The following is a 26151-nucleotide window of genomic DNA, read 5'->3' on the forward strand; positions in this document are numbered from 1 at the left end:
GTGACCGAGCTCGCCGCGGTGAAGGCCGCGCTCAAGACACAGGCAGTCGAAACGCCGTCGTGGGCGTACGGGAACTCGGGAACGCGCTTCAAGGTGTTCGCGCAACAGGGTGTCCCGCGCGATCCCCGGGAGAAGCTCGACGACGCCGCGCAGGTCCACGCGTTCACCGGGGTCGCGCCGACCGTGGCCCTGCACATCCCGTGGGACAAGGTCGAGGACTACGCCTCGCTCGCGAAGCACGCCGAGGAGCGCGGGGTGAAGCTCGGCGCGATCAACTCCAACACCTTCCAGGACGACGACTACAAGCTGGGCAGCATCTGTCACCCGGCCGCGGCGATCCGCCGTAAGGCCGTCGATCACCTGCTCGAATGCGTCGACATCATGGACGCGACCGGGTCCCAGGACCTCAAGCTGTGGTTCGCCGACGGCACGAACTATCCCGGTCAGGACGACATCCGGGCCCGCCAGGACCGGCTCGCCGAGGGCCTCGCCGAGGTGTACGAGCGGCTGGGCGACGGGCAGCGGATGCTGCTGGAGTACAAGTTCTTCGAGCCGGCCTTCTACTCGACGGACGTGCCGGACTGGGGGACGGCGTACGCGCACTGCCTCAAGCTCGGGGAGAAGGCGCAGGTCGTGGTCGACACGGGCCACCATGCGCCCGGGACCAACATCGAGTTCATCGTCGCCACGCTGCTGCGGGAGGGGAAGCTCGGTGGTTTCGACTTCAACTCGCGGTTCTATGCGGACGACGACCTCATGGTCGGTGCGGCCGATCCGTTCCAGTTGTTCCGGATCATGTACGAGGTGGTGCGTGGGGGTGGGTTCACTCCCGAGGTCGCGTTCATGCTCGACCAGTGCCACAACATCGAGGCGAAGATTCCGGCGATCATCCGGTCGGTGATGAATGTGCAGGAGGCGACGGCGAAGGCGTTGCTTGTTGACCGGGATGCGCTGTCCGCCGCGCAGGCTTCGGGGGATGTCCTTGAGGCGAACGCCGTGATCATGGATGCGTACAACACGGATGTGCGGCCGCTGCTTCGTGAGGTGCGGGGGGAGATGGGGTTGGACGCCGACCCGATCGCTGCTTACCGGCGGTCCGGGTGGGCCGAGAAGATCGTGGCTGAGCGGGTTGGTGGACAGCAGGCCGGGTGGGGGGCGTAAGCGTCTGCCTGGTTGTTGTCTGACGCGGACTGCGGGCCGTATGTGGCTGGTCGCGCAGTTCCCCGCGCCCCTTCAGGGCGTGTCCCCCACCCTCATTCAAAACAAGGACTGAAAGTTCATGGCTACACATCCCGAAGCTGCTGCCCTCCTCGCCCGGTCTCATCGGCTCGGTGCCGACCCCCGTAACACCAACTACGCCGGTGGCAACGCGTCCGCGAAAGGTATCGACAGTGACCCTGTCACCGGGGGTGATGTCGAGCTGATGTGGGTCAAGGGGTCCGGTGGGGATCTCGGAACGCTGACCGAAGCGGGGCTGGCCGTGCTGCGGCTGGATCGGCTGCGGGCGCTCGTCGAGGTCTATCCGGGTGTCGAGCGCGAGGACGAGATGGTCGCCGCGTTCGACTACTGCCTGCACGGCAAGGGCGGGGCGGCCCCCTCCATCGACACCGCGATGCACGGCCTCGTCGACGCCGCCCACGTCGATCATCTGCACCCCGACTCCGGGATCGCGCTCGCCTGTGCCGCCGACGGCGAGAAGCTGACCGCCGAGTGCTTCGGCGACACCGTGGCCTGGGTGCCGTGGCGACGGCCCGGGTTCCAGCTGGGGCTGGACATCGCCGCGATCAAGGAGGCCAACCCGCAGGCGATCGGCGTCGTCCTGGGCGGGCACGGGATCACGGCGTGGGGTGCGACCGCGGAGGAGTGCGAGCGGAACTCGCTGCACATCATCCGGACCGCCGAGGCCTTCCTCGCCGAGCGCGGCAAGGCCGAGCCCTTCGGGCCGGTGATCGAGGGGTACGAAGCGCTGGAGGAGGGCGAGCGGCGCGAGCGGGCCGCCGCGCTGGCTCCCCATGTACGGGCCATCGCCTCGCAGGACCGGCCGCAGGTCGGGCACTTCAATGACTCCGACGTGGTGCTGGACTTCCTGGCGTCCGCCGAGCATCCGCGGCTCGCCGCGCTCGGTACCTCCTGCCCGGACCACTTCCTGCGGACCAAGGTCGCCCCGCTCGTCCTCGACCTGCCGCCGACCGCCCCGCTGGAGGAGGCCGTCGCACGGCTCAAGGAGCTGCACGCCGCGTACCGCGAGGAGTACGCCGCCTACTACCAGCGGCACGCCCTGCCCGACTCCCCCGCGATGCGCGGCGCGGACCCGGCGATCGTGCTGATCCCCGGCGTGGGCATGTTCTCCTTCGGCAAGGACAAGCAGACCGCCCGGGTGGCCGGCGAGTTCTACGTCAACGCGATCAACGTGATGCGGGGCGCGGAGGCCGTCTCCACGTACGCGCCCATCGAGGAGTCCGAGAAGTTCCGGATCGAGTACTGGGCGCTGGAGGAGGCCAAGCTTCAGCGGATGCCGAAGCCGAAGCCGCTCGCGACCCGGGTGGCGCTGGTGACGGGTGCGGGCAGCGGGATCGGCAAGGCCATCGCGCACCGGCTGGTCGCCGAGGGCGCGTGTGTCGTGGTCGCGGACCTCAACGGTGACAACGCCTCCGCCGTCGCCGAGGAGCTCGGTGGGCCCGACAAGGCCGTCGCCGTGACCGTGGACGTGACCTCCGAGGAGCAGATCGCGGAGGCGTTCAAGGCCGCCGCGCTCGCCTTCGGCGGGGTGGACCTCGTCGTCAACAACGCCGGGATCTCCATCTCCAAGCCGCTGCTCGAGACCTCCGCCAAGGACTGGGACCTTCAGCACGACATCATGGCCCGCGGGTCGTTCCTGGTGTCGCGCGAGGCCGCCCGGGTGATGATCGCGCAGGGGCTGGGCGGCGACATCGTCTACATCGCCTCCAAGAACGCCGTCTTCGCCGGGCCCAACAACATCGCCTACTCCGCCACCAAGGCCGACCAGGCCCACCAAGTGCGGCTGCTGGCCGCCGAGTTGGGTGAGCACGGCATCCGCGTCAACGGGGTCAACCCGGACGGCGTGGTGCGCGGCTCCGGGATCTTCGCCGCCGGCTGGGGTGCCCAGCGGGCCGCCGTGTACGGCGTGGAGGAGGAGAAGCTGGGCGAGTTCTACGCGCAGCGGACCATCCTCAAGCGCGAGGTGCTGCCCGAGCACGTCGCCAACGCCGTCTTCGCGCTGACCGGTGGGGAGTTGACCCACACCACCGGCCTGCATGTCCCCGTCGACGCCGGCGTCGCGGCCGCCTTCCTGCGGTGAGCGCGCTCGTGAAGTCGTACGCCGCGGTCGACCTCGGCGCGTCCAGCGGACGTGTCATGGTCGGCCGCGTCGGCCCCGACAGCCTGGAGCTGGCCGAGGCGCACCGGTTCGTGAACCGGCCGGTGCGGGTGCCGGAGGGGCTGCGGTGGGACGTTCTCTCGCTGTACGCCGGGGTGTTGGACGGGCTGAAGACGGCCGGTGCCCACTGCGGTGGAGGACTCGACTCGGTCGGCATCGACAGCTGGGCCGTGGACTACGGTCTCCTGGACGCCGACGGGGCGCTGCTCGGCAATCCGGTGCACTACCGGGACTCCCGGACCGAGGGCGTGGCGGAGAAGGTGTGGGCGACTGTCCCGGCGGAGGAGCTGTACGCCGCCACGGGGTTGCAGTACGCGCCCTTCAACACCCTCTACCAGTTGACCGCCGCGAAGGAGCAACTCGCCGCCGCTCAGCGGCTGTTGCTCATCCCTGATCTGCTGACCTACTGGCTCACCGGCGAGCAGGGCACCGAGCTCACCAACGCCTCGACGACCCAGCTGATCGATCCCCGGACGCGCGCGTGGTCGTACGACATCGCCTCCCGGCTGGGGATCGACCTGGGGCTGTTCGCACCGCTGCGGCAGCCCGGTGATCCGGCGGGGGCGCTGCGGCCCGAGGTGCTGGAGGAGACCGGGCTGCGCGGGCCCGTTCCGGTGACGACGGTCGGGTCGCACGACACCGCGTCCGCGGTGGCCGCCGTGCCGGCCGCGGCCGGGGAGCGGTTCGCGTACATCTGCACCGGCACCTGGTCGCTGGCGGGGCTTGAGCTGGACACGCCGGTGCTGACCGAGGAGAGCCGGGCCGCCAACTTCACCAATGAGCTGGGGCTCGACGGTACGGTCCGGTATCTGCGCAACATCATGGGGCTGTGGCTGCTCCAGGAGTGTGTACGGGCCTGGGGTGAGCCGGAGTTGGGGGCGCTGCTCCTCGACGCGGCGAAGGCGCCGGCGCTGCGGTCGGTGGTGGAAGCCTCCGACCCGGTGTTTCTCGCGCCGGGGCGCATGCCGGAGCGGATCGCCGAGGCCTGCCGGGCCTCGGGGCAGCCGGTACCGGAGACGCCCGGCGAGATCACGCGCTGCATCCTCGACTCGCTGGCGCTCGCCCACCGCAAGGCCGTCGCCGACGCGCGGCGGCTCGCGGGGCAGGAGGTCGACGTCGTGCACGTCGTCGGCGGCGGCACCCGTAACGCGCTGCTGTGCCAGCTGACCGCCGACGCCTGCGGGCTGCCGGTGGTGGCGGGTCCGACGGAGGCCGCGGCCCTGGGGAACGTGCTGGTCCAGGCGCGGGCCCACGGGCTCGTCGGCGACCTCGCGGACGGACGCCGACTGCTCACCCGTACCCAGCCGTTGACCCGGTACGAGCCCCAGGGGGACACGGCGCCGTGGCGCGCGGCGGAGGCCCGGCTCGCCACACGGTGAGCGGGGGTCTCCCCCCGGCCGCGAGTCCGCACTACCCTGCACTCATCCGATGATCGATCACAAGGAGCCGCGATGCGTGTCGCCCTGTTCCTGACCTGTGTCAACGACACGCTCTATCCGGACACCGGGCGCGCCGTGGTGAAACTGCTGACCAGGCTGGGCGTCGAGGTCGACTTCCCGATGGCCCAGACCTGCTGCGGGCAGGCGCACTACAACACCGGCTACCGCCATGAGGCGGAACCGCTGGCCCGGCATTTCTCCGATGTCTTCGGGGAGTACGAGGCGATCGTCACGCCGTCCGGGTCGTGCGGGGCGATGGTGCGGGAGCTGTATCCGCGGATGGGTGAGCGGGCCCGGGCCGAGGGGCGCGGGGACTCGCTCGCGGCCACCCTGGCTCCCGTGGTGCCGAAGACGTACGAGCTGACCGAGTTCCTGGTGGACGTCCTCGGGGTCACCGACGTGGGGGCCTACTACCCGCACAAGGTGACCTACCACCCGACCTGTCACGGGTTGCGCGGGCTGGGGCTCGGGGAGCGGCCCCGGCGGCTGTTGCAGGCCGTGAAGGGGCTTGAGCTGGTGGAGCTGCCGGGAGCGGAGGAGTGCTGCGGGTTCGGCGGCACCTTCGCGCTGAAGAACTCCGATGTCTCGGCGGCGATGGGTGCGGACAAGGTGCGCAACGCCGAGTCGACCGGGGCCGAGGTGCTGTGCGCGGCCGACAACTCCTGCCTCATGCACATCGGGGGGACCATGGCCCGGCTCAGCACCGGCATGCGGCCGGTGCACATCGCGGAGATCCTGGCGAGCACGGAGGAGGAACCGGCCGTATGAGCGGGACGTTCGTAGGGATGCCGGCCTTTCCCGAGGCCGCGCACGAGGCCGTCAACAACGAGACCCTGCGCGGGAATCTGCGGCACGCGACGCACACGATCCGCGCCAAGCGGGAGAAGGCCGTCACCGAGGTCTCCGACTGGGCTGCGCTGCGCGAGGCGGGCAAGCGGATCAAGGACCACACGCTCCGTCATCTCGACCGGTATCTCGTGCAGTTGGAGGAGTCGGTGACGGCGGCGGGCGGCACCGTGCACTGGGCCGCCGATGCCGACGAGGCCAACGAGATCGTGACCCAACTGGTCAAGATGACCGGGGAGTCGGAGGTCGTCAAGGTCAAGTCGATGGCCACGCAGGAGATCGGGCTCAACGAGGCGCTGGAGGAGGCGGGCATCCGCGCCTACGAGACCGATCTCGCTGAGCTCATCGTGCAGTTGGGCAAGGACCGGCCCTCGCACATCCTCGTCCCGGCGATCCACCGCAACCGGGGCGAGATCCGGGACATCTTCGAGCGGGAGATGAGCGAGTGGGGGCGTCCGGCCCCCGAGGGCCTCACCGACACGCCCGCCGAGCTCGCCGAGGCCGCGCGGCTGCACCTGCGGGAGAAGTTCCTGCGCGCCAAGGTCGGTGTCTCCGGCGCCAACTTCATGATCGCCGAGACGGGCACGCTGGTGGTCGTGGAGTCCGAGGGCAACGGGCGGATGTGTCTGACGCTGCCCGAGACGCTGATCTCGGTCGTCGGCATCGAGAAGATCCTGCCGACCTGGCAGGACCTGGAGGTCTTCCTCCAGACGCTTCCCCGCTCGTCGACCGCCGAGCGCATGAACCCGTACACGTCGATGTGGACCGGCACGACCGACGAGGACGGGCCGCGGACCTTCCACCTCGTGCTGATCGACAACGGCCGCACCGACACCCTCGCGGACGAGGTCGGGCGGCAGGCTCTGCGCTGCATCCGGTGCTCGGCCTGTCTCAACGTCTGCCCGGTGTACGAGCGGGCCGGCGGGCATGCCTACGGCTCGGTGTACCCCGGCCCGATCGGCGCCATCCTCAGCCCCCAACTCCGGGGCACCGCGAGCGAGATCGACGCCTCGCTGCCGTACGCGTCCTCGCTCTGCGGGGCCTGCTACGAGGTGTGTCCGGTCGCCATCGACATCCCCGAGGTGCTGGTGCATCTGCGGGAGCGGGTCGTGGAGGGCGGTCCGGTGATCCGCGAGGGCAACAAGGTCGTGCTGAAGCCGGCCAAGGGGCACGCGGCCGAGCGGGCGGCGATGCGCGCGGCGCGCTGGGCCTTCGCCCACCCCGGCGCCCTGCGCACCGGCCAGCGGCTCGCCTCGCGCACCCGTCGCCTCCACCCGCGCACGCTGCCAGGACCCGGCAAGGCGTGGAGCGGTACCCGGGAGCTGCCGGCGGTGCCGGCGGAGCCGTTCCGGGACTGGTGGCAGCGGACGAACGGCGGGAAGGACGGGGCCAAGTGAGCAGCAGGGAACGGATTCTGGGGCGGGTGCGGCGCGCGCTGGCGGACGTACCGCCGGACACCACGCCGTACGAGCAGGCCGTCGCGCGGGACTATCTGCGCGAGCACGGGGGCCGGAGTGTCGAGCAGACCGTCGATCTGCTCGCCGAGAACCTCGCCGACTACCGGGCGATCGTGCACCGCTGCACCGTCGGCGACCTGGCCGTGACCATCGCCGGGATGCTGGCCGCCCGGGGCTCGAAGACGGTCCTCGTGCCGCCGGGTCTGGAGCCGTCGTGGCTCGCGGAGGCCGAGGCCGGCCAGGTCCCGGACCGGGCCGAGAGCACCCCGCACGAGCTGGACCGCGTCGACAGTGTGGTCACCGCGTGCGCGGTGGCCGTCGCCGAGACCGGCACCATCGTCCTCGACGGCTCCCCCGACCAGGGCCGCCGCCGTATCACCCTCGTCCCCGACCACCACATCTGTGTCGTACGCGTTCCGGACCAGGTCGTCTCCTCCGTGCCGCAGGCCCTCGAACGCCTCGACCCGGCCCGCCCGTTGACGTGGATCTCCGGTCCTTCGGCGACCAGTGACATCGAGCTGGACCGGGTCGAGGGGGTGCACGGTCCGCGCACCCTGGAGGTCGTGCTGGTGGCGGATCAGGCGAGCGTGGAGGTCAACTCGTAGCGTCCGGAGGGGAGTCGGTAGGTGGCGATGCCGTCCGCGAAGCCCAGGAAGTCCACGCCCTCGACGCGTGACAGGGGCGTCCGGCCCTCACGGACGGTGTCGGGGTCGCCGGTGGGGATGCGCAGGGTCGCGGTGCTGTTGGCGGGGACCGTGGCCCGGTAGGCCAGTTCACCGTCCCGCGCGCTCCACGCGCTGACGATCTCGCCGTACGGCGACCGGTGCGCGCCGGACACCCGGGTGATCCGCCCGGTCGGGTCGAGGTGCGGGGCGAGGAAGAAGTGCTTGAAGCCCGGGTGGGCGGGGTCCTTGGCGATGCCGGCCATGCTCTCGTACATCCACTCCATGATCGCGCCGTAGGAGTAGTGGTTGAACGAGTTCATCGCGACCGGCCCGAAGCCGTCCTCCTTCGAGTACGAGTTCCAGCGCTCCCAGATCGTCGTCGCGCCGTTCTTCACCGAGTACAGCCAGGACGGCATCGCGTCCTGGTGGAGCAGCGCGTACGCCAGGTCGGCGCGGCCCGCGTCGGTGAGCACCGGGGCGAGGACGTTCACACCGAGGAAGCCGACGGCGAGGGTGTTCTCGGCGTAGTGCACGCGGGTGCTGTCGGGGTGGGCGGCCTTGTAGGCGGCGTCGTTGCCGATGTTCTCGGCGAGCAGCGCGACGAGTTGGCGGCGCTGGGCCTCGGTGTCGTGGAAGCCGAGTTTGAGGACCCACAGGAGGGCGGTCTGGCTGTCGTCCTCGGTCCTGCGCGGGCTGTCGCCGGGGGTCGGGGGCGGGTCGCCCAGGCTGGAGCGCAGGGTGAGGGTGCCGTTGGTGGTGCTGAGGTACTTGGTGACGAAGGCGCGCTTGATGTGGGAGAAGAGCTCGTCGTACGTGCGGGCCTCGGCGGCGCGGCCGGTGGCCCGGGCCATGTCCGCCATGAGGTGGGCGCTGTAGCCGTAGTAGACGTCGCTCATCAGCTGGGTGCTGGTGTCCTGGAAGGCCAGCCAGTCGCCGAAGACGGCGCCCTGTCCGGCGTAGGTGTCGCCGGTGCGCTTGTGGATCCAGTCGAGGTACTCGGTCATCGCCGTCCAGCTCCGGTCGATGACGGTGGTGTCGCCGGACATCTGCCACACCGTCCACGGCACGACCACTCCGCAGTCGGCCCACCCGCTCGCCGGGATGGGCTGGTTGTAGCGGGCGCCGGGGGCGATCCAGGTGAACTGGGCGCCGTCCGCGCCGTAGATGCGCTGTGAGTCGATCAGGGTTTCCTGGAAGTGGCTGAGGAAATTGACCGCGTCGGCGTTATAAAGCCCGGCGCCCGAGAAGAGCTGGGTGTCGCCGGTCCAGCCACAGCGTTCGTCGCGCTGCGGGCAGTCGGTGGGCACCCACAGGTAGTTGCCGCGCTGCCCCCAACGGACGTTGCTGATCAGCTGGTTGATGTCGGCGTCGTCGGTGGTGACGGTGCCGATGTCGTGGATCGCGGAGGTGGCCACGCGGCCGGTGAACGCGGTCAGGGTGACGGTGTCGGTGGTGGTGACGGAGACGTGGCGGAAGCCGTAGAAGGTCAGGGAGTCCTGGTGGGTCTCGCCGTGCGGGTCGCCCCTGAGGATGTAGGTGCTGGTGGCCTTGGCCGTGCGGAGGTTGGCCCGGTAGACGGAGCCCTCCGGGCCGTCGGCGCCCTCGCTGGTGTCGTTGAGCATCTCCCCTGGTTTGAAGGCGACTTGGGCGCCTTCGGGGCCGCGGAGGGTGTAGCGGGGGACGCCGACCAGGTTCTGGCCGAGGTCGATCACGGCGGTCTCGCCGGGGTGGAGGGTGACGGGGAGGGTGGCCGCGCGGCTCTCGCGGAACGCGGCGTCGTGCACGGTGATCGACTGCGGCTCGCGGTCCCACTCGGGCATCAGCCGGGCGGTCTCGCCCGGGTAGGCGACCAGTCGGGAGTCCGGGAACCTCGTGGTGAAGTCGTGCTCCTCGACCCCGGACCAGGCGGAGGCGTCGAAGCCGTTCGCCGTCCAGCCCGGTATCTCCTGGCGGGCGTCGTAGGTCTGGCCGTCGTAGATGTCGTCGGCGCGGTAGGGGCCGGTGTCGGTGGCCTTCCAGCCGTCGCCGGGTGCGGTCACGACGGACTGGGTGGAGCCGTCGGCGTAGCGGATGAGGAGTCGGGCCTTGAGGGCGAGGCGGTTGCCGCCCTCGGACCAGTACGAACTGTTCTCGGAAACACGGCCGTTGTACCAGCCGTTGCCCAGCACCGCGGCGAGCGTGACCTGCCGCTGCCCCGCGACGAGTTCGGTGACGTCGTAGGCCATGTAGCTGACGCGGGCGTCGTAGTTCGTCCAGCCCGGGGTGAGCAGTTCGAGGGTGGTGCCCCTGCCCTGCGACACCTCGACGCGGCGGCCGTTGACGTAGGCGTCGTACACACCGAGCGCGGAGATGTAGAGCCTGGCCTCGCGGACCCGTCCGGCCCGGAGTGCCGACTGGCCGCGCAGGAGCGGGGAACCGGCGCTGTTCGGTGCCTTGCCCGTCATGGTGATCCACCGGGCGCCGTCCCAGCCGGTGACGCCGTCGGTGCTGAGCAGGCCGGTCTCGAAGAAGGCGGTCGGGGTGCCGGGGAGGGCGCGGCCGTGTTCGTCCCAGACCCGCACGGTCCAGTGGTAGCGGGTCGAGGGGCGCAGTCCGTCACCGTCGTAGGGCACCGCCACGGAGTCCGCCGAGGCGACGCGGCCGCTGTCCCACACATCCGCGCGACCCTGGGCCAGCCGCTCGGGCGAGGAGGCCACCAGGATCCGGTACGCCGTCTGCCGCCGCCCCCGGGTCGAGGACGCCGTGCGCCAGCCGAACCGGGGGCGTTCCGCGTCCACGCCGAGGGGGTTCGTGCGGTGCTCGACCGTGAGGCCCTCGACGGCGGCGCGGTCGGGGGCGGGGGCGGCAGCGGCGGATCCCGCGCCGCCACTGCCGCCCGTCATGGCCATCGGCACGGCACTCAGCGCCGTCCCGAGAACCGTTCTGCGGCGCACTGTCCTGCCGTTCGTGCTGTCGACTCCGTCGGTCATGCCGTAGTCCCTTCGGCTGCTCGGAGTTGTATCGATTCAGCCCGTCGGCGGTTGAAGCTAGTGGCGATCGGCAGGCCTGTCCACAGCCGTGACAGGGAGAGTTCCCGGGAGAGTTCTCATCCTTTGATTGAAACCGTTCAAAAGTGGAGCACGCCCTTCACCAGCCGGTGGGACCCCGCTGAAGGGCGCTGCGCGACACACGCCGTTAGCGTGAGGTCATGATCCGGTTCGAGCAGGTCAGCAAGCGGTATCCGGACGGTACGACGGCCGTGGACGACCTCAGTTTCGAGGTGTCCGAGGGCGAACTCGTCACCCTCGTGGGCCCCTCCGGCTGCGGCAAGACGACGACCATGATGATGGTCAACCGGCTGATCGAGCCGACCTCCGGGCGGATCCTCGTCAACGGCGACGACATCGCCGGCGTCGACCCGGTGCGGCTGCGGCGCCGGATCGGGTACGTCATCCAGCAGGTCGGGCTCTTCCCGCACCGCACGATCCTCGACAACACGGCGACCGTACCGGCGCTGATCGGCTGGAAACGGGCCAAGGCCCGGGCGCGCGCCGCCGAGCTGCTCGATCTCGTCGGCCTCGATCCGAAGCGGTACGGACCCCGCTACCCCGACCAGTTGTCCGGCGGACAGCGGCAGCGGGTCGGCGTGGCGCGGGCGTTGGCCGCCGATCCGCCGGTGCTGCTGATGGACGAGCCGTTCGGCGCGGTCGACCCCGTGGTGCGGGAGCAGTTGCAGGACGAGTTCCTGCGGATGCAGGCCGCCGTGCGCAAGACGGTGCTGCTGGTCACGCACGACATCGAGGAGGCGGTGCGGCTCGGCGACCGCATCGCCGTGTACGGGCAGGGACGCATCGAGCAGTTCGACACACCGGGGACGGTGCTGGGGTCGCCGGCCACGCCGTACGTGGCCGAGTTCGTGGGCGCCGACCGGGGGCTGAAGCGGCTGTCGGTGACCGACGTCGAGGTCGACGACCTGGAGCAGCCGCCGCTGGCCCGCCTCGACGAGTCGGCGGTGACCGCGGCGGAGCGGCTGGGGGCGGAGGGGGCGCGCTGGGCCGTCGTCCTGGACGACCGGGGTGAACTGCACGGCTGGGTCGGGGTGGACGATCTGGGCGCGGGTGGCACGGTCGGTGAGCGCGCTCACCGGATGAACGCGTGGGTGCCGGTGGGGGCGCCGCTCAAGCAGGCGTTCGGGGTGATGTTGCAGCATGACGCCGGGTGGGTGGCGGTGCTGGACGGGGCGCGGTTCCTGGGGGTGCTGACTCCGGCGAAGCTGCATGAGGCGTTGCGGCGGTCGGTGGACGCGGATGCGTTGGGGGTGGGGCGGGGGGAGGTGCGGTTCTCTTCGGTCGCCGACGCGTAGCGCTCCGCGGGGTGAGCGGTTGAGGTGGGTGCGTGGGGGCTGGTCGCGCAGTTCCCCGCGCCCCTTCAGGGCGCTCCACCAAGGGCCGTTGTCAGTGGTGCGGCCTACGCTCGCGGTATGAGAGCTTCGGGAACGTTCAAAGTCGCGGGCTTCACTCCCGCGCCCGTGCCGGCGCCGGCGCCGGCGATCGAGACGGCTCTGCCCGTTGGGGTCGCCACGATGGAGAAGCAGTATGAGGGGGAGGTCGTCGGGCGATCGGAGACGCTGTTCACCGCCGCGTTCGATCAGGCCTCCGGGGTCGGGACCTATGTCGCGATGGAGTCCTTCGCGGGATCGTTGAACGGGCGGTCGGGGGCGTTCAACTTCGTGCACTCCGCGGCGACCTCGGGTGAGGACAGACAGAACGAGTTCTTCGTGGTCGTCCCGGGCAGTGGTACAGGCGCGCTGGCCGGGATCACCGGATCCGGCGGGATGGCTGTCGACGCGGAAGGCACGCATCGGGTGTGGTTCGAGTACGAGTTGGATGCCTAGGTCATGGAGTTTTGCTCGGGCGGCGGGTCGAGTCGCGGCCGAGGATGCCGAAGGCCCAGCGTTCGTTGAAGCCGGCGAGGAAGCCGATGGCGCACCAGAAGCCCCAGAAGTCGGTGCCCTTGGTGGGTGAGCCGGGGGTGGTCGGGGTGGGGCAGATGTCGGTGGCCGTGGCGGGGACCTGGAAGACGGGGACTATGCCGCCGCTGAGGAGGAAGTAGACGGCGAGGGCGAGGACCCAGCCGACGAAGACGCGGTAGACGCCCTCGTGGCGCATGCTGCGGGCCATCTGGCCGGGTACGACCACGCCCTCGCGGCCGTCGGTGCGTCGGCGGGCCAGCTGGTCCGCGCTGCCGCGCAGCCGTACGAGGACGCTGAGCACCGCGCCGAACGCGCCGACGCCGCCGCAGACGAAGGCGCCGAGCAGGCTCCAGCGGTTGGTGCAGTTCAGCGTCACGCCGAGCGCCTGGAGCAGGCCCACGCCCCACAGGAGCGGTACGGCGAGCAGGACCAGGCTGACGGCCGAGCCCAGGCCGAGTCCGATGTTGAGGCCCCGGCTGACGGCCGTCGCGCTGTCCTGGGCGAGGCGCTCCCGCAGGTCGGCGATCTCCTGGTCGAGATACTCCGCCAGGTGCTCGTTGGGCTTCTGGTCGCCCAGGCGCGGGTCGGTCAGCGCGTTGCCGAGCACCCGCAGGACGGTGATCCGCGCGGACACCCGCGTCCGCTGTTCGAAGGCGCGCTGTGAGCCGCCGTAGAGCAGTTGCAGTTGGAGTTGCTGGTCGGGGTACAGGTCCCCGAACCGTACGTAGGCGGTGTCGAATCCGGCCGGCACCACGTCCACGAGTCCCTCGGGCCGCAGTTCGATGTCCGCGCCGTCGAGTGCCTCGAGCATTCCTCGCCACCAAGGGTGACGGTTTCCCCCGTTGTCCCCCATGAACTGGGTGTACCGGCGCCGCCGTTCCCCGGGAAGCCTCCCCACCGCACCAGTACGGTCACCGACGTCACGGAGCCGTCACGTCAGCTGTAGACGATGGGGCAGCCACGGCGGAGGGAGTGCTCGGCGGCGCGGAGGTAGAGGGCCACGTAGAAGGCCGCGTCGAGGTCGTCGGCCCAGGCTCCGGGGCGGGCGGCGGCCGTCTCCTTCGCCGCGCCGTCCAGGAACCAGTTGGTCAGCCCGAGGCTCGTGGTCGCCACGGGCAGCATGGGCGGCAGCCCGATCGCGGAGGCCAGTCGCTGGGCGAGGGCGAGTACTCGGGGTGCGCCCGCCACCACGGTGAGGTCGGTGTAGGCGGAGCCGACCGGCAGTTCCACCGGCTCGTCGAGCGGGACCGGCACCAGCACCGACCAGCCGCACAGCAGCTCTTCCTCCTCGCGGGTGAGGTGCGCACGGCACAGTGCGACGAAACCGTCCATGGAGGGGCTGAGCTTCTCCCCGAACTCCGGCTCCCCGCTCTTCTCGACCGGGCCTTCGTACGGAGGCAGACCGCGTCCGCTCAGCGCCTCGTCGAGTCCCGCCGCGATAGCGCCGTACCCGCCCTCGTGCTCACCACGCCAGTCCTGGGCGTCGACGTCGACCAGATAGATTCCCATGGCCGGCAATCTACGAGGCCCCACTGACAATTCACTTCAGCAGGCCCTTGTCCTCCAGATACGTCCGGGCCACGTCCTTCGCCAACCGCCGCCAGCTGTCGACCTGTTGGTTCATGGACGCGAGGTCGGCCGTCGTCAGGACGCGGTTGAGTTCGCCCAGTGCCTTGGTGACGCCCTCGCTGCCCGCGCGGGAGCGGTTGACGACCGGGACGATGTAGTCGGCGTTCTGGAGATGCTTGTCGTCGGCCAGGAGTACCAGCCCGAAGTCGCTCAGGGTGGCGTCGGTCGTGGTGGTGAGCACCAGCTGGTCCTGGCCGCTCTGCACGGCCCGCTTGGCCTGGGTCGTGCCGACGCCCTTGGGGTCGACGCCGGTGATGTCGATGCCGTAGGTCTTCTTCAACCCGGGTTCGCAGTAAGGGCGTTGGACGCACTCGTCACCCGCGGCGAGCCGTACCTTCAGACCGGAGGCGCCGAGGTCGCTCAAGGTCTTCAGGTGGTGTGCACGGGCGTACGACGTGGTCACCGCGAAGGCGTTCTGGTCGACGGCCTTGCCCGGGTCGAGGACGGTGAGTCCGCGCGGGCCGGCCAGTCGGCGCAGGGCCGTCATGGTGGCGTCGAGGTCGGGTGAGCCGACCGGGGCCGCGTCGGCGCCGTTGGTCTTGGCGTTGAGCCAGTCGGCGAAGGTGGCGGCGTACTCGGGGACGACGTCGATCTGGCCGGATTCCAGGGCGGGTTCGTAGAGCTCGCGGTTGGCGACCGTGAGCAGCGAGGTCTTGTATCCGGACTGGTTCAGCAGCAGGGCGTACATCTGGGCGAGCAGGTCGCTCTCGGTGAAACCGGCGGATCCGATGGTCAGGTGGTGGCTGTCGCCGGGTACGGCGGTGACCGCGCCCTGGGTCTCCAGGGACGGGCCCGTGGAGCAGCCGGTGAGCAGCAGGACGAGGATCCCCACCCCCAGGCGCCGCCTCATCGGGTCCCCCGAGCCCACCGGGGTGCCAGCCGTTCGGCGAGTTCGAAGACGCCCTCCACGATCAGCGCGAAGACGGCCACGAGGACCGCTCCGGCCACCACCTGGGGCGTACTGGCGAGGTTGAAGCCGGCCGTGATGATCCGGCCCAGTCCTCCGCCGCCCGCGAGCGCGGCGATGGTGGCGGTCGCGACCAGTTGGACGGCGGCGATACGGACGCCGTTCAGGACCATCGGGAGCGAAAGGGGCAGTTCCACGTGAAACAGCATCTGCCGTCCCGTCATGCCCATCCCCCGGGCCACCTGGACCACGCTCCGGTCCACCTCGCGCATCCCCACATAGGCGTTGGTGAGCAGGGGCGGGATGGCGAACAGGACCAGGGCGACGACCGTGGGGCCCTCGCCCCAGTCGCCGATCGGCGTCAGGAGCAGCAGGACCAGGACGGCGAAGGTCGGTACCGCACGGCCGATGTTGGAGATGTTGACCGCCAGGGCGCCGCCCTTGCCGAGATGGCCGAGGACCAGGGCGATCGGGAGGGCGATCAGACAGCTGAGGACGAGGCAGACGACGGTCAGGACGAGGTGCTGGAGCAGGCGGTGCCAGATGCCGTCGTCGCCGGCCCAGTGGGCGGAGTCGGTGAGCCAGTCCCAGGCGTCGGTGAGGGTGTTCATCCGCGGGCCGCCCTCGTCCACGGGGTGATCAGCCACTGCACGCCCAGGAGCAGGACGTCGGCCGCCACGGCGATCACCACGCACAGCACGGAGGCCGTCAGGACCTGTGCCTTGAAATAGGTGTTCATGCCCGCGTAGATGAGGTTCCCGAGCCCGCCGAAGCCGACGATCGCGCCCACCGTCACCAGCGACACGGCGGAGACCATGGCGATGCGCAGTCCGGCCATCGCGGCGGGCAGGGCGAGGGGCAGTTCGACGGTGAGCAGGAGGCGGATCGGGCCGTAGCCCATGCCGCGGGCGGCCTGCCGGGTCTCCTCGGGGACGGCGCGCAGCCCGGCGAGGATGTTCCGTACGAGGAGGGTGAGCGAGTAGAGGACGAGTCCGGCGACGACCAGGCCCGCCGAGAGTCCGTACAGGGGCAGGAGCAGGGAGAACATCGCCAGGGACGGGATCGTGTAGAGGATCGTGGTGACGGCGAGGACGGGTCCCGAGGCCCAGCCCCAGCGGCGGGCCAGTACGGCGAGCGGCAGGGCGATGACGAGGCCGATGAGGACCGAGACGGCGGTGAGTTGCAGGTGCTGGACGACCGCGTCGATCAGGATCTGCCGACGGGTGCTCAGATACTCGCCGCAGATCCACTCGTTGCGCGCGAGGCAGTCGTCCGGGGGCGCGGTCACCCCTCCATTGCACCGGCGGGCCCGGGGGTCGGCTCGTTGGGGTGACCCGTACGGGGTGGTGCTGGGTACACCCCCGGATACGGGTTCTGCGCCCCATGTGCGCGGCCCTTCGGCTCCGTAATTTCTCTGTCAGGGCACAGGGAGTGCCGGACGGAGAGGTGAAGGCGATGTTTCGCACACGCTCGGGACGTACGCACGACAAGGGACCCGCCGCCGAGGCGCTGCGCCTGGTCAAGGTCAGCAAGACGTACGGCAGCGAGGACAGTGCCGTGACCGCCCTGGACGGGGTCACCCTCAGCCTGGGGCGGGGCACGTTCACCGCGGTGATGGGGCCCTCGGGTTCCGGCAAGTCCACGTTGTTGCAGTGCGCGGCCGGTCTCGACCGGCCCGATCACGGGATCGTGGTCGTGGACGGCACCGAGCTGACGGGTGGCACCGAGGCCGAGCTGACGAGGTTCCGGCGGGGCCGGATCGGGTTCGTGTTCCAGCAGTACAACCTGCTGGAGACGCTCACCGTCGCGCAGAACACGGTCCTGCCGCTCAAGCTCGCCCGGCGGCGCGTCGACCGGAGGCGGGCCCGGGAGATCCTCGCCCAGGTCGGTCTCGGTGACCGGCTCGGGCATCGTCCGGACCAGCTGTCCGGTGGTCAGCGCCAGCGGGTCGCGATCGCCCGGGCGCTGGTGAGCGAGCCGCAGGTGATCTTCGCGGACGAGCCGACGGGCGCCCTGGACACTCGCAGCGCGCGGGATGTGCTGCGGCTGCTCCAGCAGGCGGTGCGGGTGCACGGGCGGACCGTGGTGATGGTGACGCACGACCCGGTCGCCGCCTCGTACGCCGACTCGGTGCTGTTCCTCGCCGACGGCCGGCTGGCCGGGCGCATGGACGGCCCCACGCCGGACGCGGTCGCCGAACGGCTCGCACACCTGGGCGACGACGTGACGGTGGGGGTGTGAGCCATGTTCGTACTGGCCATGCGGTCGATCCGGCAGCGTCCCGGACGGTTCCTCGCGACGCTGCTGTCCGCCTTCCTGGGCGCGGCGGTCATCATGACGTTCAACTCGATGCACGACACGGCGGCGCAGGGCGGTGTCGACTCGGTCAGCGCGAACACGCTGACGACGGCGGCGAGCGTGGTGGGCGGCTACGGCTCCCTGCTGGTGTTCTTCGCCGTCGCCTCCACGCTCACGGTGAACGTCCGGCAGCGGTCCGCCGAGCTGGAGCTGCTGCGCTGCTCGGGGGCGACCCCGGCGCAGCTCAAGCGGATGGTGGTCGGTGAGGCGGTGGCGGTCGCCCTGGTGGGCGCCGTGCTGGCGATCGGCCCGGCGATGCTCGGCGGGCGGGCGCTGCTGGACATGTTCCAGGACAGCGGCCAGGTGGCGGGTTCGGTCGACTACTCGTTCGGTCCGGTCGCGCTGATGACGGGCGTCGACATCACCCTGCTCGCGGCGGCGGGCGCGGCCTTCCTCGCCGTCCGGCGGGTGACGCGCGGGCAGCGGCAACGGCACGGCCGGGCACGGAGGTTCCTCACGTACGGCGCTCTCGTGGCCGGCGTGGTCTCGGCCTCCTCGACCTTCCTCTTCTCGTCCACGGACGAGGCGTTGATGGCGCCGTCGGCATACGGGGCGATCCTGCTGTCGGTGGGGCTCGCGCTGTCGGCGCCGCGGCTGCTGGAGGGCGTCCTTGACCGGCTGCGGCTGTCGGGGGCGGCGGGCTGGCTCGCCGTGCGCAATCTGCGGGAGCGGGCCGGGCATCTCGCCGGGATCCTGATGTCGCTGATCCTGTTCACGGCGGTGGCCACGGCGACGCTCACCATGCAGTCGGTGGAGAGCGACGCGGTCGAGGCGTCGGGGCTGGTGAAGTCCGTGGACGCCAAGAACCTGGAGACGCTGAACCTCACGGTCGTCGGGATCATCGTGGTGTTCGTCTGCGTGATGCTGGTCAACTCGCTGTACGCGGCGACCACTTACCGCGCCCGGGAGTTCGGTCAGCAGCGGCTGGCGGGGGCGACGCCGGGTCAGGTGCTCGGTGTGGTGGGGGTCGAGACGCTGGTCCTGACGGCCACCGGTGTCTTCTTCGGCACGGTCGCCGCACTGGCGGGGATCGTCCCGTTCACCGTCGTCCGCACCGATGCGGTGCTGCCGGGGCAGGCCTTCGGCATCTGGCTCGCGGTGGTGGCGGTCGCCTCGGCGGTGACGCTGGGGACGAGTCTGGCGACGGCCCGGAAGGTGCTGCGCACTCCGGCGACGGAGGCGGTGGGGCTGGCCGCGTGAGCGGGAAGGCCGCCTGACCGAATAGGGCGCGTGAACAGGGAGGGCGCTTGAACAGGGCGAGCGCGATGAGGGGCGGCTGCTTCGGCGGCCGCCCCTCCGTCGCACCCGGTCGCTACGCCACGCCCGCCGCGTCCAGCAGTGCCGACACCGTCGGCGTGACCAGCCCGTCCAGCGTCTCCACCCGGGCGCCGGCGCGGGCGCTCGCCCCGTCGAAGACCAGCGTCAGCTGACGCGCGAGCAGCTGCGGGTCACGGGCGCCGCCCTCCTCGGCCAGCGCACGGAACCCCTCGGTCAGCCGCCCCTTCACCACCCGGGCGACCTCGCTCGCCGGGTGTTCGGGGTCCTTCAGTTCGACCTGTACGGCCAGATAGGGGCACCCGTGGTACTCGGGCTCGGCCGAGAGCTTCTCCAGCCGCTCGAAGACGTACAGGATGCGCTCGCGCGCGCTGCCGGCGTCCTGCGAGGCGGGGAAGAACGCGTTCGCGTAGTCGGGGGCGCGCCGCTCCAGGGCGACCGCGAGCACCTCGTCCTTGCTGCTGAAGAGCTGGTACATCGACCGCTTCGAGACTCCGGCCGTCCGGCACAGCGCCTCGACGCCGATGTGGACGCCGTCGCGGTAGAAGAGCTCGGTCGCGGCGTCGAGGAGACGGTCCCTGGTGGTGGTCATACGGCGAGGCTACCTCGCCCCCGCGGCGGGGCAAACCGATCGGTTTGCCCGCGGGGAGGTCACCGGATCCGGGGGTGACACGACCCCTGAACAAGCGCTTAGATAGGTGGACTGTCCGCACGCGCCCGCCCTGACCTCGACGCCGACCTGGAGGCCCCGTTGTTCACTTCCGTCGACGACGTCTCCGCACGCCTCGCCGAGACCGGTTACCTCGCCTCGCCCTCGGTCGCCACGACCGTCTTCCTCGCCGACCGCCTCGGCAAGCCGCTCCTGGTGGAAGGCCCGGCCGGGGTCGGCAAGACGGAGCTCGCCAAGGCCGTCGCCCAGGTGGCGGGGGCGGAGCTGGTGCGGTTGCAGTGCTACGAGGGTGTGGACGAGTCCCGCGCCCTGTACGAGTGGAACCACGCCAAGCAGCTCCTGCGGATCAGCGCGGGCCGCGACGAGACGTGGGACGAGACCCGCACCGACATCTTCAGCGAGGAGTTCCTGCTCACCCGCCCGCTGCTGACGGCGATCCGCGGCGACGACCCGAAGGTCCTGCTGATCGACGAGACCGACAAGGCGGACGTCGAGGTCGAGGGGCTGCTCCTGGAGGTGCTGAGCGACTTCCAGGTCACGGTCCCCGAGCTGGGCACGATCACCGCGACCCGCCGTCCCTTCGTCGTCCTCACCTCCAACGCCAGCCGCGAGCTGTCCGAGGCGCTGCGCCGCCGCTGTCTGTTCCTCCACATCGGCTTCCCCGAGGAGGAGTTGGAGCGTCGGATCGTACGGCTGAAGGTGCCGGGCCTCGACGCGGCGCTGGCCGAGTCGGTGGTCCGGGTGGTGGGCGCGCTGCGCGCGATGGACCTGCGCAAGGTGCCCTCGGTCGCGGAGACCATCGACTGGGCCCACACCCTCCTGGCGCTCGGCGCCGGCACGCTCGACGAGACCGTCGTACGCGACACCCTGGGCGTTCTCCTCAAGCACCAGGACGACATCCAGAAGGCCGCCGCGAAACTCGACCTGGACGCCCTGTGAGCACGCCGGTCGCCGAGCGGCTCACGTCTCTCGTCGCCGCCCTGCGCGCCCACGGCATCCGCGTCGGCACCGGCGAGACAGTGGACGCGGCCCGCGCGATGGAGGAGCTCGGCCTCATGGACCGGGAGCTGCTGCGCGAGGGGCTGGCGGCGACGCTGCTGCACGGCACGGCCCAACGGCCGGTGTTCGACCCGGTCTTCGACCTGTACTTCCCGAGCGGGATCGGCGCGCCCGGGTCCGGCCCAGCGAGCCGGGACGATCTGCGCGACCGGCTCGCGGCGGCCCTCGCCGCGGGCGACGAGGCCATGATGGCCCGGTTGGCGCGGGAGGCCGTCGACGGCTTCGGCGGATACGGCTCCTCCCCCGCGTCGCAGGGCTGGTCGTCGTACCAGGCGCTCGAACGGATCCGTCCGCAGACGCTGCTCGCGCGTGTGCGCGCCGATGTCCGGGCGCGGGAGGGGAGTTCGGGGTTCGCGGACCGGTTGCTGGACGACGAGATCCGGCGCCGTATCGCGGTCTTCCGGGCGCTCGCCGCGACGGAGGCGCGGCGGCGGGTGGCCGAGCGGCGCGACCGGGACGAGCTCGCGCGGCGGGCGGTGCGGCCCACGGCCGACCGGGTCGACTTCCTGTTCGCCGGGAGGGACCAACTGGCCGAACTGCGCAGGACGGTCCAGCCGCTGGCCCGCAAGCTGGCCACGCGCCTTGCGGCCCGTCGGCGCCGGGCGTCCCGGGGCACGATCGATCTGCGGCGGACCCTGCGCGGCTCGCTGTCGACGGGCGGGGTGCCGATGAAGCCGGTGCTGCGCAGACGTCGTCCCGCGCGCCCCGAACTGGTCCTGCTGTGCGATGTGTCGGGCTCGGTCTCCGGTTTCTCGGACTTCACGATGCTGCTGGTGCAGGCCCTGCACGACCAGTTCAGCAAGGTGCGGGTGTTCGCCTTCGTCAACCGCATCGACGAGGTGACCGGCCTCCTTGAGCACGGCGCGGCCGACGCGGCGGGACTCGGCGCCCGGATCCAGTCGGAGGCGGCGCTCACCGGCTATCACGGCAGCAGCGACTACGGCATGGCGCTGGGCGAGTTCGCGGAGCGGTACGGCGACGCGGTCGGCCCGCGCACCACCGTCTTCGTGCTCGGGGACGCCCGTACGAACATGAGCGACCCGAACCTCGCGGCCGTCCGGCAGATCTCCGAACGGGCCCGCCGCGTCTACTGGTTGAATCCCGAGCAGCACGCGCAGTGGGGCACCGGCGACTCGGCCGCGCCGGAGTACGCCGAGCTGGTCGAGATGCACGAGTGCCGTAACGTCCGGCAGCTGGGCGAGCTGGTGGGGCAGCTGCTGCCGATCTGACCGCCATACTGGGCGGATGGACATGCAGGCCAGGGAGGACGCCCGGCGTTGGCTCGCGGAGGCCGGCGTCACACAAGTCGGCGACGACGCGTGGGCCGATGCCGACGCCCCCGAGAAGCGGCTCACCGCCAACGATGTCGCCCAGTCCTGGGCCGGACAGGTCTTCACCGACGAAAGCCTCGACGCGGCGGGTCAGTTGAGGCTCGCGTTCGGGCTGCTCGATCTCCTCGACGACTACTGGGTGACCTGCGAGATCCGCCTCGCCGACCGGGGTCCGAGCGGCCCGCTGCCGTCCGACGTGCTCTGGGACGGCTACCGGCGCCGACTGGAGGCCCCCGAGACGGCCGACGCCGTGACGTATTCGCTCTGGGTCGACTGGTTCGAGGACCGCGCCACCTCGGCGACCGCCTTCGCCGAAGTCCTCGGCCATGACGGCCACCTGCTGACGGACCCCGCCCCGGAGCCGCTGCTCCGACGGGCCCGCCGGGTCCTGGAGTGCTCGGGCCCGGTCCCCTGGCCGGAAAAGGAGACCGCCTACGGCCTCGCCGCCCGCGTCCCGGCCCTGCACCCCGCGCTCTTCAAGGGCCTGCTCGGCGGTTACCGCGATGTCTACGGCGACCTCGAACCGTCGGCCGCGTCGGACCTCCTCGCGCGGCTGCGCCTCCCGGCGGACACGGAACACCTCGCGGAGCTGCGTGCCGTACTCGCCGCCGGGCACCGGAACCACCACCGGAGCCCGCGCGCCTGGGCCGAGGCCCGGCAGAGCCCAGGCCTTCCGGAGGCCTGAGCCGCGAGCCGCGAGTACGGCACGCCCTCTCTCAGTCGTCGCCCTTCCTCAGCCGTCGCCCTTCTTCGCGTAGTCCTTGGCCATACCGCCCGCGAAGTCGTAGACTACGCACTGCTCGTCGCCCACCACCCAGGCGTCATGCCCGGGAGAGACCACGAAGACGTCGCCGGGGCCGAGCTCGCCCTCCGCGCCGTCATCCATCAGCAGATGCATGCGCCCCTGGACGACATAGCCGTTGTGGTGCACCTCGCAGCTCTTCGTCCCCGCGATCGGCGCCACCGACTCGGACCAGCGCCAGCCGGGCTCGAAAGTGCCCACGGCGAAGTCGAGGCCGGTGAGATGGACGGCTTCCAGGTGCCCCTTGGGGAAGTCCCGCCGCTCGTCGGGTTTGTCGAGGATCTTCATCTCCAGCATGTCGGCTCTCCCTTCCGTACCGCACGCCTCGGCCGGGCCGGTCTCCGTCTCCCGGCCGCGACACGCGGCACCGGCGGGGGCCGAGCCCCACCACTCCATCGTCCGCCTGTCCAGCGGAGGGCGCCATTCGGGTGTCGGTGACCGACTCAGTACCCGACGTAGAACGTGGCGTCCTGCTGCTCGGTGCTCGTGGAGATCGGGTCGATCCGCAGCACGTAGTTCGAGTGCCGGATGTAGCGGGTCGGGTTGTTGTACGAGCGGAACGACGACCAGGAGGAGTTCGCGAGGCCCGCGGTCCGGTAGAAGGTGGCGTCCGCGGCGAACGTCGACGTGCCGTCGTTCACGTCCAGCTGGAGCGCGTAGTTGTAGTGCCGCAGATACCGGGTCGGGTAGTTCACCGACTGGAACGAGACGCCCGAGGAGTCCGCGAGGCCGGGCACCAGCTTCCACTGGGAGTCGGTGTACGGGTCGAAGGCGTACTCGTCGATCCGGCCGACGTAGTTGGCGTGGCGGACGTAGCGGGCCGGGTAGTTGTAGGACTTCAGCCGGTTCCAGGCGGGGGTGCCCCACTTGGCGATCAGGTTGTTGTACTCGGTCGAGGTGATCGGCTGGATGCCGCAGTGCTTGGAGTTCAGCGGCTGGGTGTAGATCTTCTGGTCCAGCGCCGTCCAGGTGCCGGCGGCGAGGCTGCTGGTCTGCCAGGCGTAGAAGACGCCGTTCGGTGACCAGGTGTCGCCCCACAGGTACCAAGTGGAGCTCGACGTCAGGGACTTGACGAGTGTCGGGGCCTCGGTGCCGTTGTGCGAGACGGCCGTGCTGAACTCGGTGAAGCTGCCGGGGTCGAGCGAGGTGGACTTGGCGCCGACCAGGGTCGAGTTCTTCTTGAAGTAGAGGTAGTTGACCCCGTTCACGCCCACGGCCAGGTCGCCGTCGATGACGTCGTAGCCGGGGTCGAAGAAGACCTGGGGATCGCCGGCGGTCACGAAGTCGCTGGTGTAGTTCACCATGATGACGTTGTGGCCGCTGGAGTTCACGGCCGAGTAGATCACGCCGTACTGCCCGCGGCTCGCGTCCCAGTACGCCTCGGGCGCCCAGGCGTGGGTGTCCATGCTGTGCACCTTCATGCGCCGATACCCGGTGAAGGTGCGCAGGTCGGCGGAGTCCCAGACGTGGATGTACTGGCTGACGTACGTCCAGTCGGTGCCCTTGAGGTCGGTGGCGAGCACCACGAACGTGCCGTCCTGCTTGCGCAGGATGAAGGGGTCGCGCAGACCCGTGGAGCCCGCGGTCGGGGTGGCGACCGGGTCGTTCTGGTTGAGCGGGGTCCACTGGAGGCCGTCGAGGCTGACGGCCAGGTGCAGGCCGTAGTTGGCGGCCAGCATGTCCGGGGACTCGGTGAAGTAGCACATCACGTACGCCGAGTCGGCGGCGTGGGCGGTGCCGGCACCGAGGGCCAGCGCTCCGGTCGCGGCCAGCGGGACGGCCGCGGCCGTGCCCAGGAACCGCCGACGCGAAAGGTGGGGGTTTGCGCTCATTCGCTTCTCCAAGGGGACACCGATTGCCGATATATCGAACGTGGTTCGGTGAATCGATCAGAAGGTAGAAGTGTGTCGGGGGCGCGTCAATTGTTCTGACAGAGCTGGGTGATTCCTGTGGGGAACAGGGGACGGCAGCGAGCGGCCGGAGCCGGTGGCGGGATCGCCCCGCTCCAGGCACGCGATCCGGCCAGATCCGTCTTCTGTCAGCCCGATGGCTGGGAGTTGTCAGCTTCGCGGGCTTCCATGACGGCGACTCCCTTCCCCCCACGCCGAGGAGTGAGATGACCGAGACCGTGCCCGCGTACCCGATGCCACGTGCCGCCGGGTGTCCGTTCGACCCCCCGCCGGAGATGCTGCGCCTCCAGGCCGAACAGCCCGTCTCCCGGGTGCGGTTGTGGGACGGCAGCACACCGTGGCTCGTCACCCGCTACGAGGACCAGCGGGCGCTGTACGGCGATCCGCGGCTCAGCGTCGATCCCCGGCGGCCGGGCTTCCCCCACTTCAGCGCGGCCTTCCAGGAGGCCTACTCGCAGATGCCGCCGTCCTTCCTCAACATGGACGACCCCGAACACGCGCGCATCCGGCGGATGGTCACGGGCCCGTTCACCATCAAGCGCATCGAGGCCATGCGCCCCGCCGTGCAGCGGATGACCGACACGTTCATCGACGCGATGCTCGACGGCCCCAACCCCGCCGACCTGGTCGAGTCGCTGGCCCTGCCGCTCCCGTCGTTGGTGATCTGCGAACTGCTCGGAGTCCCGTACGACGACCACGAGTTCTTCCAGAGCAGAAGCCAGGTCGGCGTCCGCCGGGACGCCTCCGTCGAGGAATCCCGGGCCGCGAGCGGGGAGTTGCTGCGCTACCTGGACGAGCAGCTCCAGGCGAAACTCGCCACCCCGGGCGACGACATGCTCTCCGACCTGGCCGCCCGGACGCGGGACGGCGAGCTCGGCCGCCTCGACGCCGCGATGCTGGGCCTGTTGCTGCTGGGCGCGGGGCACGAGACGACGGCCAACATGATCGCGCTCGGCGTCCTCGCCCTCCTCGAACACCCCGACCAGCTGGCGCTCGTCCGGGACACCGACGACCCCAAGGTCCTCGCGGGCACCGTCGAGGAGATGCTGCGCTATCTCACGGTGGTCCACAACGGCCAGCGGCGGGTGGCCCTCGCGGACATCGAACTCGGCGGCGAGACCATCCGCGCCGGGGACGGTGTCATCATCCCCGGCGCCACGGGAAACTGGCAGCCCGACCGCTTCCCCGACCCGGACCGCCTCGACATCTCCCGCGACGCCCGCCGCCACATGGCCTTCGGCTTCGGCATCCACCAGTGCCTGGGCCAGCCGCTGGCCCGCCTGGAACTCCAGGTCGTCTACGGCACCCTCTTCCGCCGGGTGCCGACCCTGCGCCGGGCCGTCGACCTGGAGAAGATCCCGTTCAAGGACGACGGGGTGGTGTACGGCGTCTACGAACTGCCGGTGACCTGGTAGCGGAGCCCGACGCGAGGCGCCGGGCTCCGGTGCGGGCCGG

The 26151-nt window shown here is 70.8% G+C and carries 23 protein-coding genes; 14 read left to right on the forward strand and 9 right to left on the reverse strand.

What is annotated here, in order from left to right; all coding sequences use genetic code 11:
* The 6 genes from rhaI (at nucleotide 1) to ABZ928_RS04905 (ending at nucleotide 7744) form a co-directional block, all read left to right on the forward strand.
* Nucleotides 1-1161, forward strand: coding sequence for an L-rhamnose isomerase (gene rhaI, locus ABZ928_RS04880; protein WP_361515073.1), 1161 nt, complete (start codon nucleotides 1-3; stop codon nucleotides 1159-1161).
* A 118-nt stretch (nucleotides 1162-1279) separates the two neighbouring features.
* A complete protein-coding gene (locus ABZ928_RS04885; RefSeq protein WP_361515074.1) occupies nucleotides 1280-3319 on the forward strand; it encodes a bifunctional aldolase/short-chain dehydrogenase in 2040 nt (679 codons plus the stop codon).
* An 8-nt stretch (nucleotides 3320-3327) separates the two neighbouring features.
* Nucleotides 3328-4776: a rhamnulokinase family protein gene (locus tag ABZ928_RS04890; protein WP_361516125.1), complete on the forward strand. Its 1449-nt coding sequence runs from the start codon at nucleotides 3328-3330 to the stop codon at nucleotides 4774-4776.
* Nucleotides 4777-4848: 72 nt separating this feature from the next.
* On the forward strand, nucleotides 4849-5604 hold the full coding sequence (locus tag ABZ928_RS04895; protein WP_361515075.1) for a (Fe-S)-binding protein: 756 nt from the start codon (nucleotides 4849-4851) through the stop codon (nucleotides 5602-5604).
* Nucleotides 5601-7079, forward strand: a complete 1479-nt coding sequence (locus ABZ928_RS04900; protein ID WP_361515076.1) for a LutB/LldF family L-lactate oxidation iron-sulfur protein — start codon at nucleotides 5601-5603, stop codon at nucleotides 7077-7079. The genes ABZ928_RS04895 and ABZ928_RS04900 overlap by 4 nt, the downstream gene beginning before the upstream one ends.
* The gene (locus ABZ928_RS04905; protein WP_361515077.1) at nucleotides 7076-7744 is read left to right on the forward strand and encodes an LUD domain-containing protein; all 669 of its coding nucleotides are present in this window, start codon (nucleotides 7076-7078) and stop codon (nucleotides 7742-7744) included. The genes ABZ928_RS04900 and ABZ928_RS04905 overlap by 4 nt, the downstream gene beginning before the upstream one ends.
* Here ABZ928_RS04905 and ABZ928_RS04910 read toward each other — a convergent pair.
* Nucleotides 7717-10773 (reverse strand): family 78 glycoside hydrolase catalytic domain, encoded by a 3057-nt coding sequence (locus tag ABZ928_RS04910; RefSeq protein ID WP_361515078.1) that lies wholly within the window; start codon nucleotides 10771-10773, stop codon nucleotides 7717-7719. The genes ABZ928_RS04905 and ABZ928_RS04910 overlap by 28 nt on opposite strands.
* Nucleotides 10774-10991: 218 nt before the next feature.
* Here ABZ928_RS04910 and ABZ928_RS04915 point away from each other — a divergent pair, with 218 nt between their 5' ends.
* Nucleotides 10992-12146 carry a betaine/proline/choline family ABC transporter ATP-binding protein gene (locus tag ABZ928_RS04915; protein ID WP_361515079.1) on the forward strand — a complete coding sequence of 385 codons (1155 nt, stop codon included), beginning with the start codon at nucleotides 10992-10994 and terminating at the stop codon, nucleotides 12144-12146.
* Nucleotides 12147-12263: 117 nt separating this feature from the next.
* Entirely contained in the window at nucleotides 12264-12677 is a 414-nt protein-coding gene (locus ABZ928_RS04920) for a DUF3224 domain-containing protein (protein ID WP_361515080.1), read from the forward strand.
* Nucleotide 12678: 1 nt separating this feature from the next.
* Here ABZ928_RS04920 and ABZ928_RS04925 read toward each other — a convergent pair whose 3' ends face one another.
* The 5 genes from ABZ928_RS04925 to ABZ928_RS04945 all read right to left on the reverse strand — a co-directional run bounded on the left by ABZ928_RS04925 (nucleotide 12679) and on the right by ABZ928_RS04945 (nucleotide 16579).
* Entirely contained in the window at nucleotides 12679-13566 is an 888-nt protein-coding gene (locus ABZ928_RS04925; RefSeq protein WP_361515081.1) for a hypothetical protein, read from the reverse strand.
* A 125-nt stretch (nucleotides 13567-13691) separates the two neighbouring features.
* Nucleotides 13692-14264, reverse strand: a complete 573-nt coding sequence (locus tag ABZ928_RS04930) for a hypothetical protein (RefSeq protein WP_361515082.1) — start codon at nucleotides 14262-14264, stop codon at nucleotides 13692-13694.
* A gap of 31 nt (nucleotides 14265-14295) precedes the next feature.
* Nucleotides 14296-15234, reverse strand: coding sequence for an ABC transporter substrate-binding protein (locus ABZ928_RS04935; protein WP_361515083.1), 939 nt, complete (start codon nucleotides 15232-15234; stop codon nucleotides 14296-14298).
* Nucleotides 15231-15902, reverse strand: a complete 672-nt coding sequence (locus ABZ928_RS04940; protein WP_361515084.1) for an ABC transporter permease — start codon at nucleotides 15900-15902, stop codon at nucleotides 15231-15233. The genes ABZ928_RS04935 and ABZ928_RS04940 overlap by 4 nt, the downstream gene beginning before the upstream one ends.
* Nucleotides 15899-16579, reverse strand: coding sequence for an ABC transporter permease (locus ABZ928_RS04945; RefSeq protein WP_361515085.1), 681 nt, complete (start codon nucleotides 16577-16579; stop codon nucleotides 15899-15901). Before ABZ928_RS04945 ends, ABZ928_RS04940 begins: the two co-directional genes overlap by 4 nt.
* A 167-nt stretch (nucleotides 16580-16746) precedes the next feature.
* Between ABZ928_RS04945 and ABZ928_RS04950 the strand changes: the two genes are divergently transcribed.
* Both ABZ928_RS04950 and ABZ928_RS04955 read left to right on the forward strand, forming a co-directional pair.
* Nucleotides 16747-17532, forward strand: coding sequence for an ABC transporter ATP-binding protein (locus tag ABZ928_RS04950; RefSeq protein ID WP_361515086.1), 786 nt, complete (start codon nucleotides 16747-16749; stop codon nucleotides 17530-17532).
* Between the two features lie 3 nt (nucleotides 17533-17535).
* On the forward strand, nucleotides 17536-18849 hold the full coding sequence (locus tag ABZ928_RS04955; protein WP_361515087.1) for an FtsX-like permease family protein: 1314 nt from the start codon (nucleotides 17536-17538) through the stop codon (nucleotides 18847-18849).
* A 112-nt stretch (nucleotides 18850-18961) separates the two neighbouring features.
* On the opposite strand, the gene ABZ928_RS04960 is transcribed toward ABZ928_RS04955, so the two are convergent.
* Nucleotides 18962-19516 carry a TetR/AcrR family transcriptional regulator gene (locus tag ABZ928_RS04960; RefSeq protein WP_361515088.1) on the reverse strand — a complete coding sequence of 185 codons (555 nt, stop codon included), beginning with the start codon at nucleotides 19514-19516 and terminating at the stop codon, nucleotides 18962-18964.
* Between the two features lie 159 nt (nucleotides 19517-19675).
* On the opposite strand from ABZ928_RS04960, the gene ABZ928_RS04965 reads away from it, so the two are divergent.
* From ABZ928_RS04965 to ABZ928_RS04975, 3 genes are read left to right on the forward strand one after another with little or no spacing between them, the layout of a single operon-like run.
* Nucleotides 19676-20533, forward strand: coding sequence for a MoxR family ATPase (locus ABZ928_RS04965; RefSeq protein WP_361515089.1), 858 nt, complete (start codon nucleotides 19676-19678; stop codon nucleotides 20531-20533).
* Nucleotides 20530-21882, forward strand: a complete 1353-nt coding sequence (locus ABZ928_RS04970; RefSeq protein WP_361515090.1) for a VWA domain-containing protein — start codon at nucleotides 20530-20532, stop codon at nucleotides 21880-21882. Before ABZ928_RS04965 ends, ABZ928_RS04970 begins: the two co-directional genes overlap by 4 nt.
* A 16-nt stretch (nucleotides 21883-21898) precedes the next feature.
* Nucleotides 21899-22669, forward strand: coding sequence for a hypothetical protein (locus ABZ928_RS04975; RefSeq protein WP_361515091.1), 771 nt, complete (start codon nucleotides 21899-21901; stop codon nucleotides 22667-22669).
* Between the two features lie 48 nt (nucleotides 22670-22717).
* On the opposite strand, the gene ABZ928_RS04980 is transcribed toward ABZ928_RS04975, so the two are convergent.
* On the reverse strand, nucleotides 22718-23083 hold the full coding sequence (locus ABZ928_RS04980; RefSeq protein WP_361515092.1) for a cupin domain-containing protein: 366 nt from the start codon (nucleotides 23081-23083) through the stop codon (nucleotides 22718-22720).
* A gap of 146 nt (nucleotides 23084-23229) precedes the next feature.
* On the reverse strand, nucleotides 23230-24618 hold the full coding sequence (locus tag ABZ928_RS04985) for a glycoside hydrolase family 43 protein (RefSeq protein ID WP_361515093.1): 1389 nt from the start codon (nucleotides 24616-24618) through the stop codon (nucleotides 23230-23232).
* 284 nt (nucleotides 24619-24902) lie between these two features.
* Here ABZ928_RS04985 and ABZ928_RS04990 point away from each other — a divergent pair, with 284 nt between their 5' ends.
* Nucleotides 24903-26111 (forward strand): cytochrome P450, encoded by a 1209-nt coding sequence (locus ABZ928_RS04990; protein ID WP_361515094.1) that lies wholly within the window; start codon nucleotides 24903-24905, stop codon nucleotides 26109-26111.
* Nucleotides 26112-26151 lie beyond the last annotated feature (40 nt).

Origin of the sequence: Streptomyces sp. NPDC046909 (assembly GCF_040644695.1) — a bacterium.
GTDB lineage: Bacteria > Actinomycetota > Actinomycetes > Streptomycetales > Streptomycetaceae > Streptomyces.

What these genes read in the sequence shown, in the direction of transcription:
- ABZ928_RS04885 (WP_361515074.1), top strand. Translation starts at nt 1,280, where the DNA reads ATGGCTACACATCCCGAAGCTGCTGCCCTCCTCGCCCGGTCTCATCGG.
- ABZ928_RS04895 (WP_361515075.1), top strand. Translation starts at nt 4,849, where the DNA reads ATGCGTGTCGCCCTGTTCCTGACCTGTGTCAACGACACGCTCTATCCG.
- ABZ928_RS04900 (WP_361515076.1), top strand. Translation starts at nt 5,601, where the DNA reads ATGAGCGGGACGTTCGTAGGGATGCCGGCCTTTCCCGAGGCCGCGCAC.
- ABZ928_RS04910 (WP_361515078.1), bottom strand. Translation starts at nt 10,773, where the DNA reads ATGACCGACGGAGTCGACAGCACGAACGGCAGGACAGTGCGCCGCAGA.
- ABZ928_RS04915 (WP_361515079.1), top strand. Translation starts at nt 10,992, where the DNA reads ATGATCCGGTTCGAGCAGGTCAGCAAGCGGTATCCGGACGGTACGACG.
- ABZ928_RS04920 (WP_361515080.1), top strand. Translation starts at nt 12,264, where the DNA reads ATGAGAGCTTCGGGAACGTTCAAAGTCGCGGGCTTCACTCCCGCGCCC.
- ABZ928_RS04925 (WP_361515081.1), bottom strand. Translation starts at nt 13,566, where the DNA reads ATGCTCGAGGCACTCGACGGCGCGGACATCGAACTGCGGCCCGAGGGA.
- ABZ928_RS04930 (WP_361515082.1), bottom strand. Translation starts at nt 14,264, where the DNA reads ATGGGAATCTATCTGGTCGACGTCGACGCCCAGGACTGGCGTGGTGAG.
- ABZ928_RS04935 (WP_361515083.1), bottom strand. Translation starts at nt 15,234, where the DNA reads ATGAGGCGGCGCCTGGGGGTGGGGATCCTCGTCCTGCTGCTCACCGGC.
- ABZ928_RS04940 (WP_361515084.1), bottom strand. Translation starts at nt 15,902, where the DNA reads ATGAACACCCTCACCGACGCCTGGGACTGGCTCACCGACTCCGCCCAC.
- ABZ928_RS04950 (WP_361515086.1), top strand. Translation starts at nt 16,747, where the DNA reads ATGTTTCGCACACGCTCGGGACGTACGCACGACAAGGGACCCGCCGCC.
- ABZ928_RS04955 (WP_361515087.1), top strand. Translation starts at nt 17,536, where the DNA reads ATGTTCGTACTGGCCATGCGGTCGATCCGGCAGCGTCCCGGACGGTTC.
- ABZ928_RS04960 (WP_361515088.1), bottom strand. Translation starts at nt 19,516, where the DNA reads ATGACCACCACCAGGGACCGTCTCCTCGACGCCGCGACCGAGCTCTTC.
- ABZ928_RS04975 (WP_361515091.1), top strand. Translation starts at nt 21,899, where the DNA reads ATGGACATGCAGGCCAGGGAGGACGCCCGGCGTTGGCTCGCGGAGGCC.
- ABZ928_RS04980 (WP_361515092.1), bottom strand. Translation starts at nt 23,083, where the DNA reads ATGCTGGAGATGAAGATCCTCGACAAACCCGACGAGCGGCGGGACTTC.
- ABZ928_RS04985 (WP_361515093.1), bottom strand. Translation starts at nt 24,618, where the DNA reads ATGAGCGCAAACCCCCACCTTTCGCGTCGGCGGTTCCTGGGCACGGCC.
- ABZ928_RS04990 (WP_361515094.1), top strand. Translation starts at nt 24,903, where the DNA reads ATGACCGAGACCGTGCCCGCGTACCCGATGCCACGTGCCGCCGGGTGT.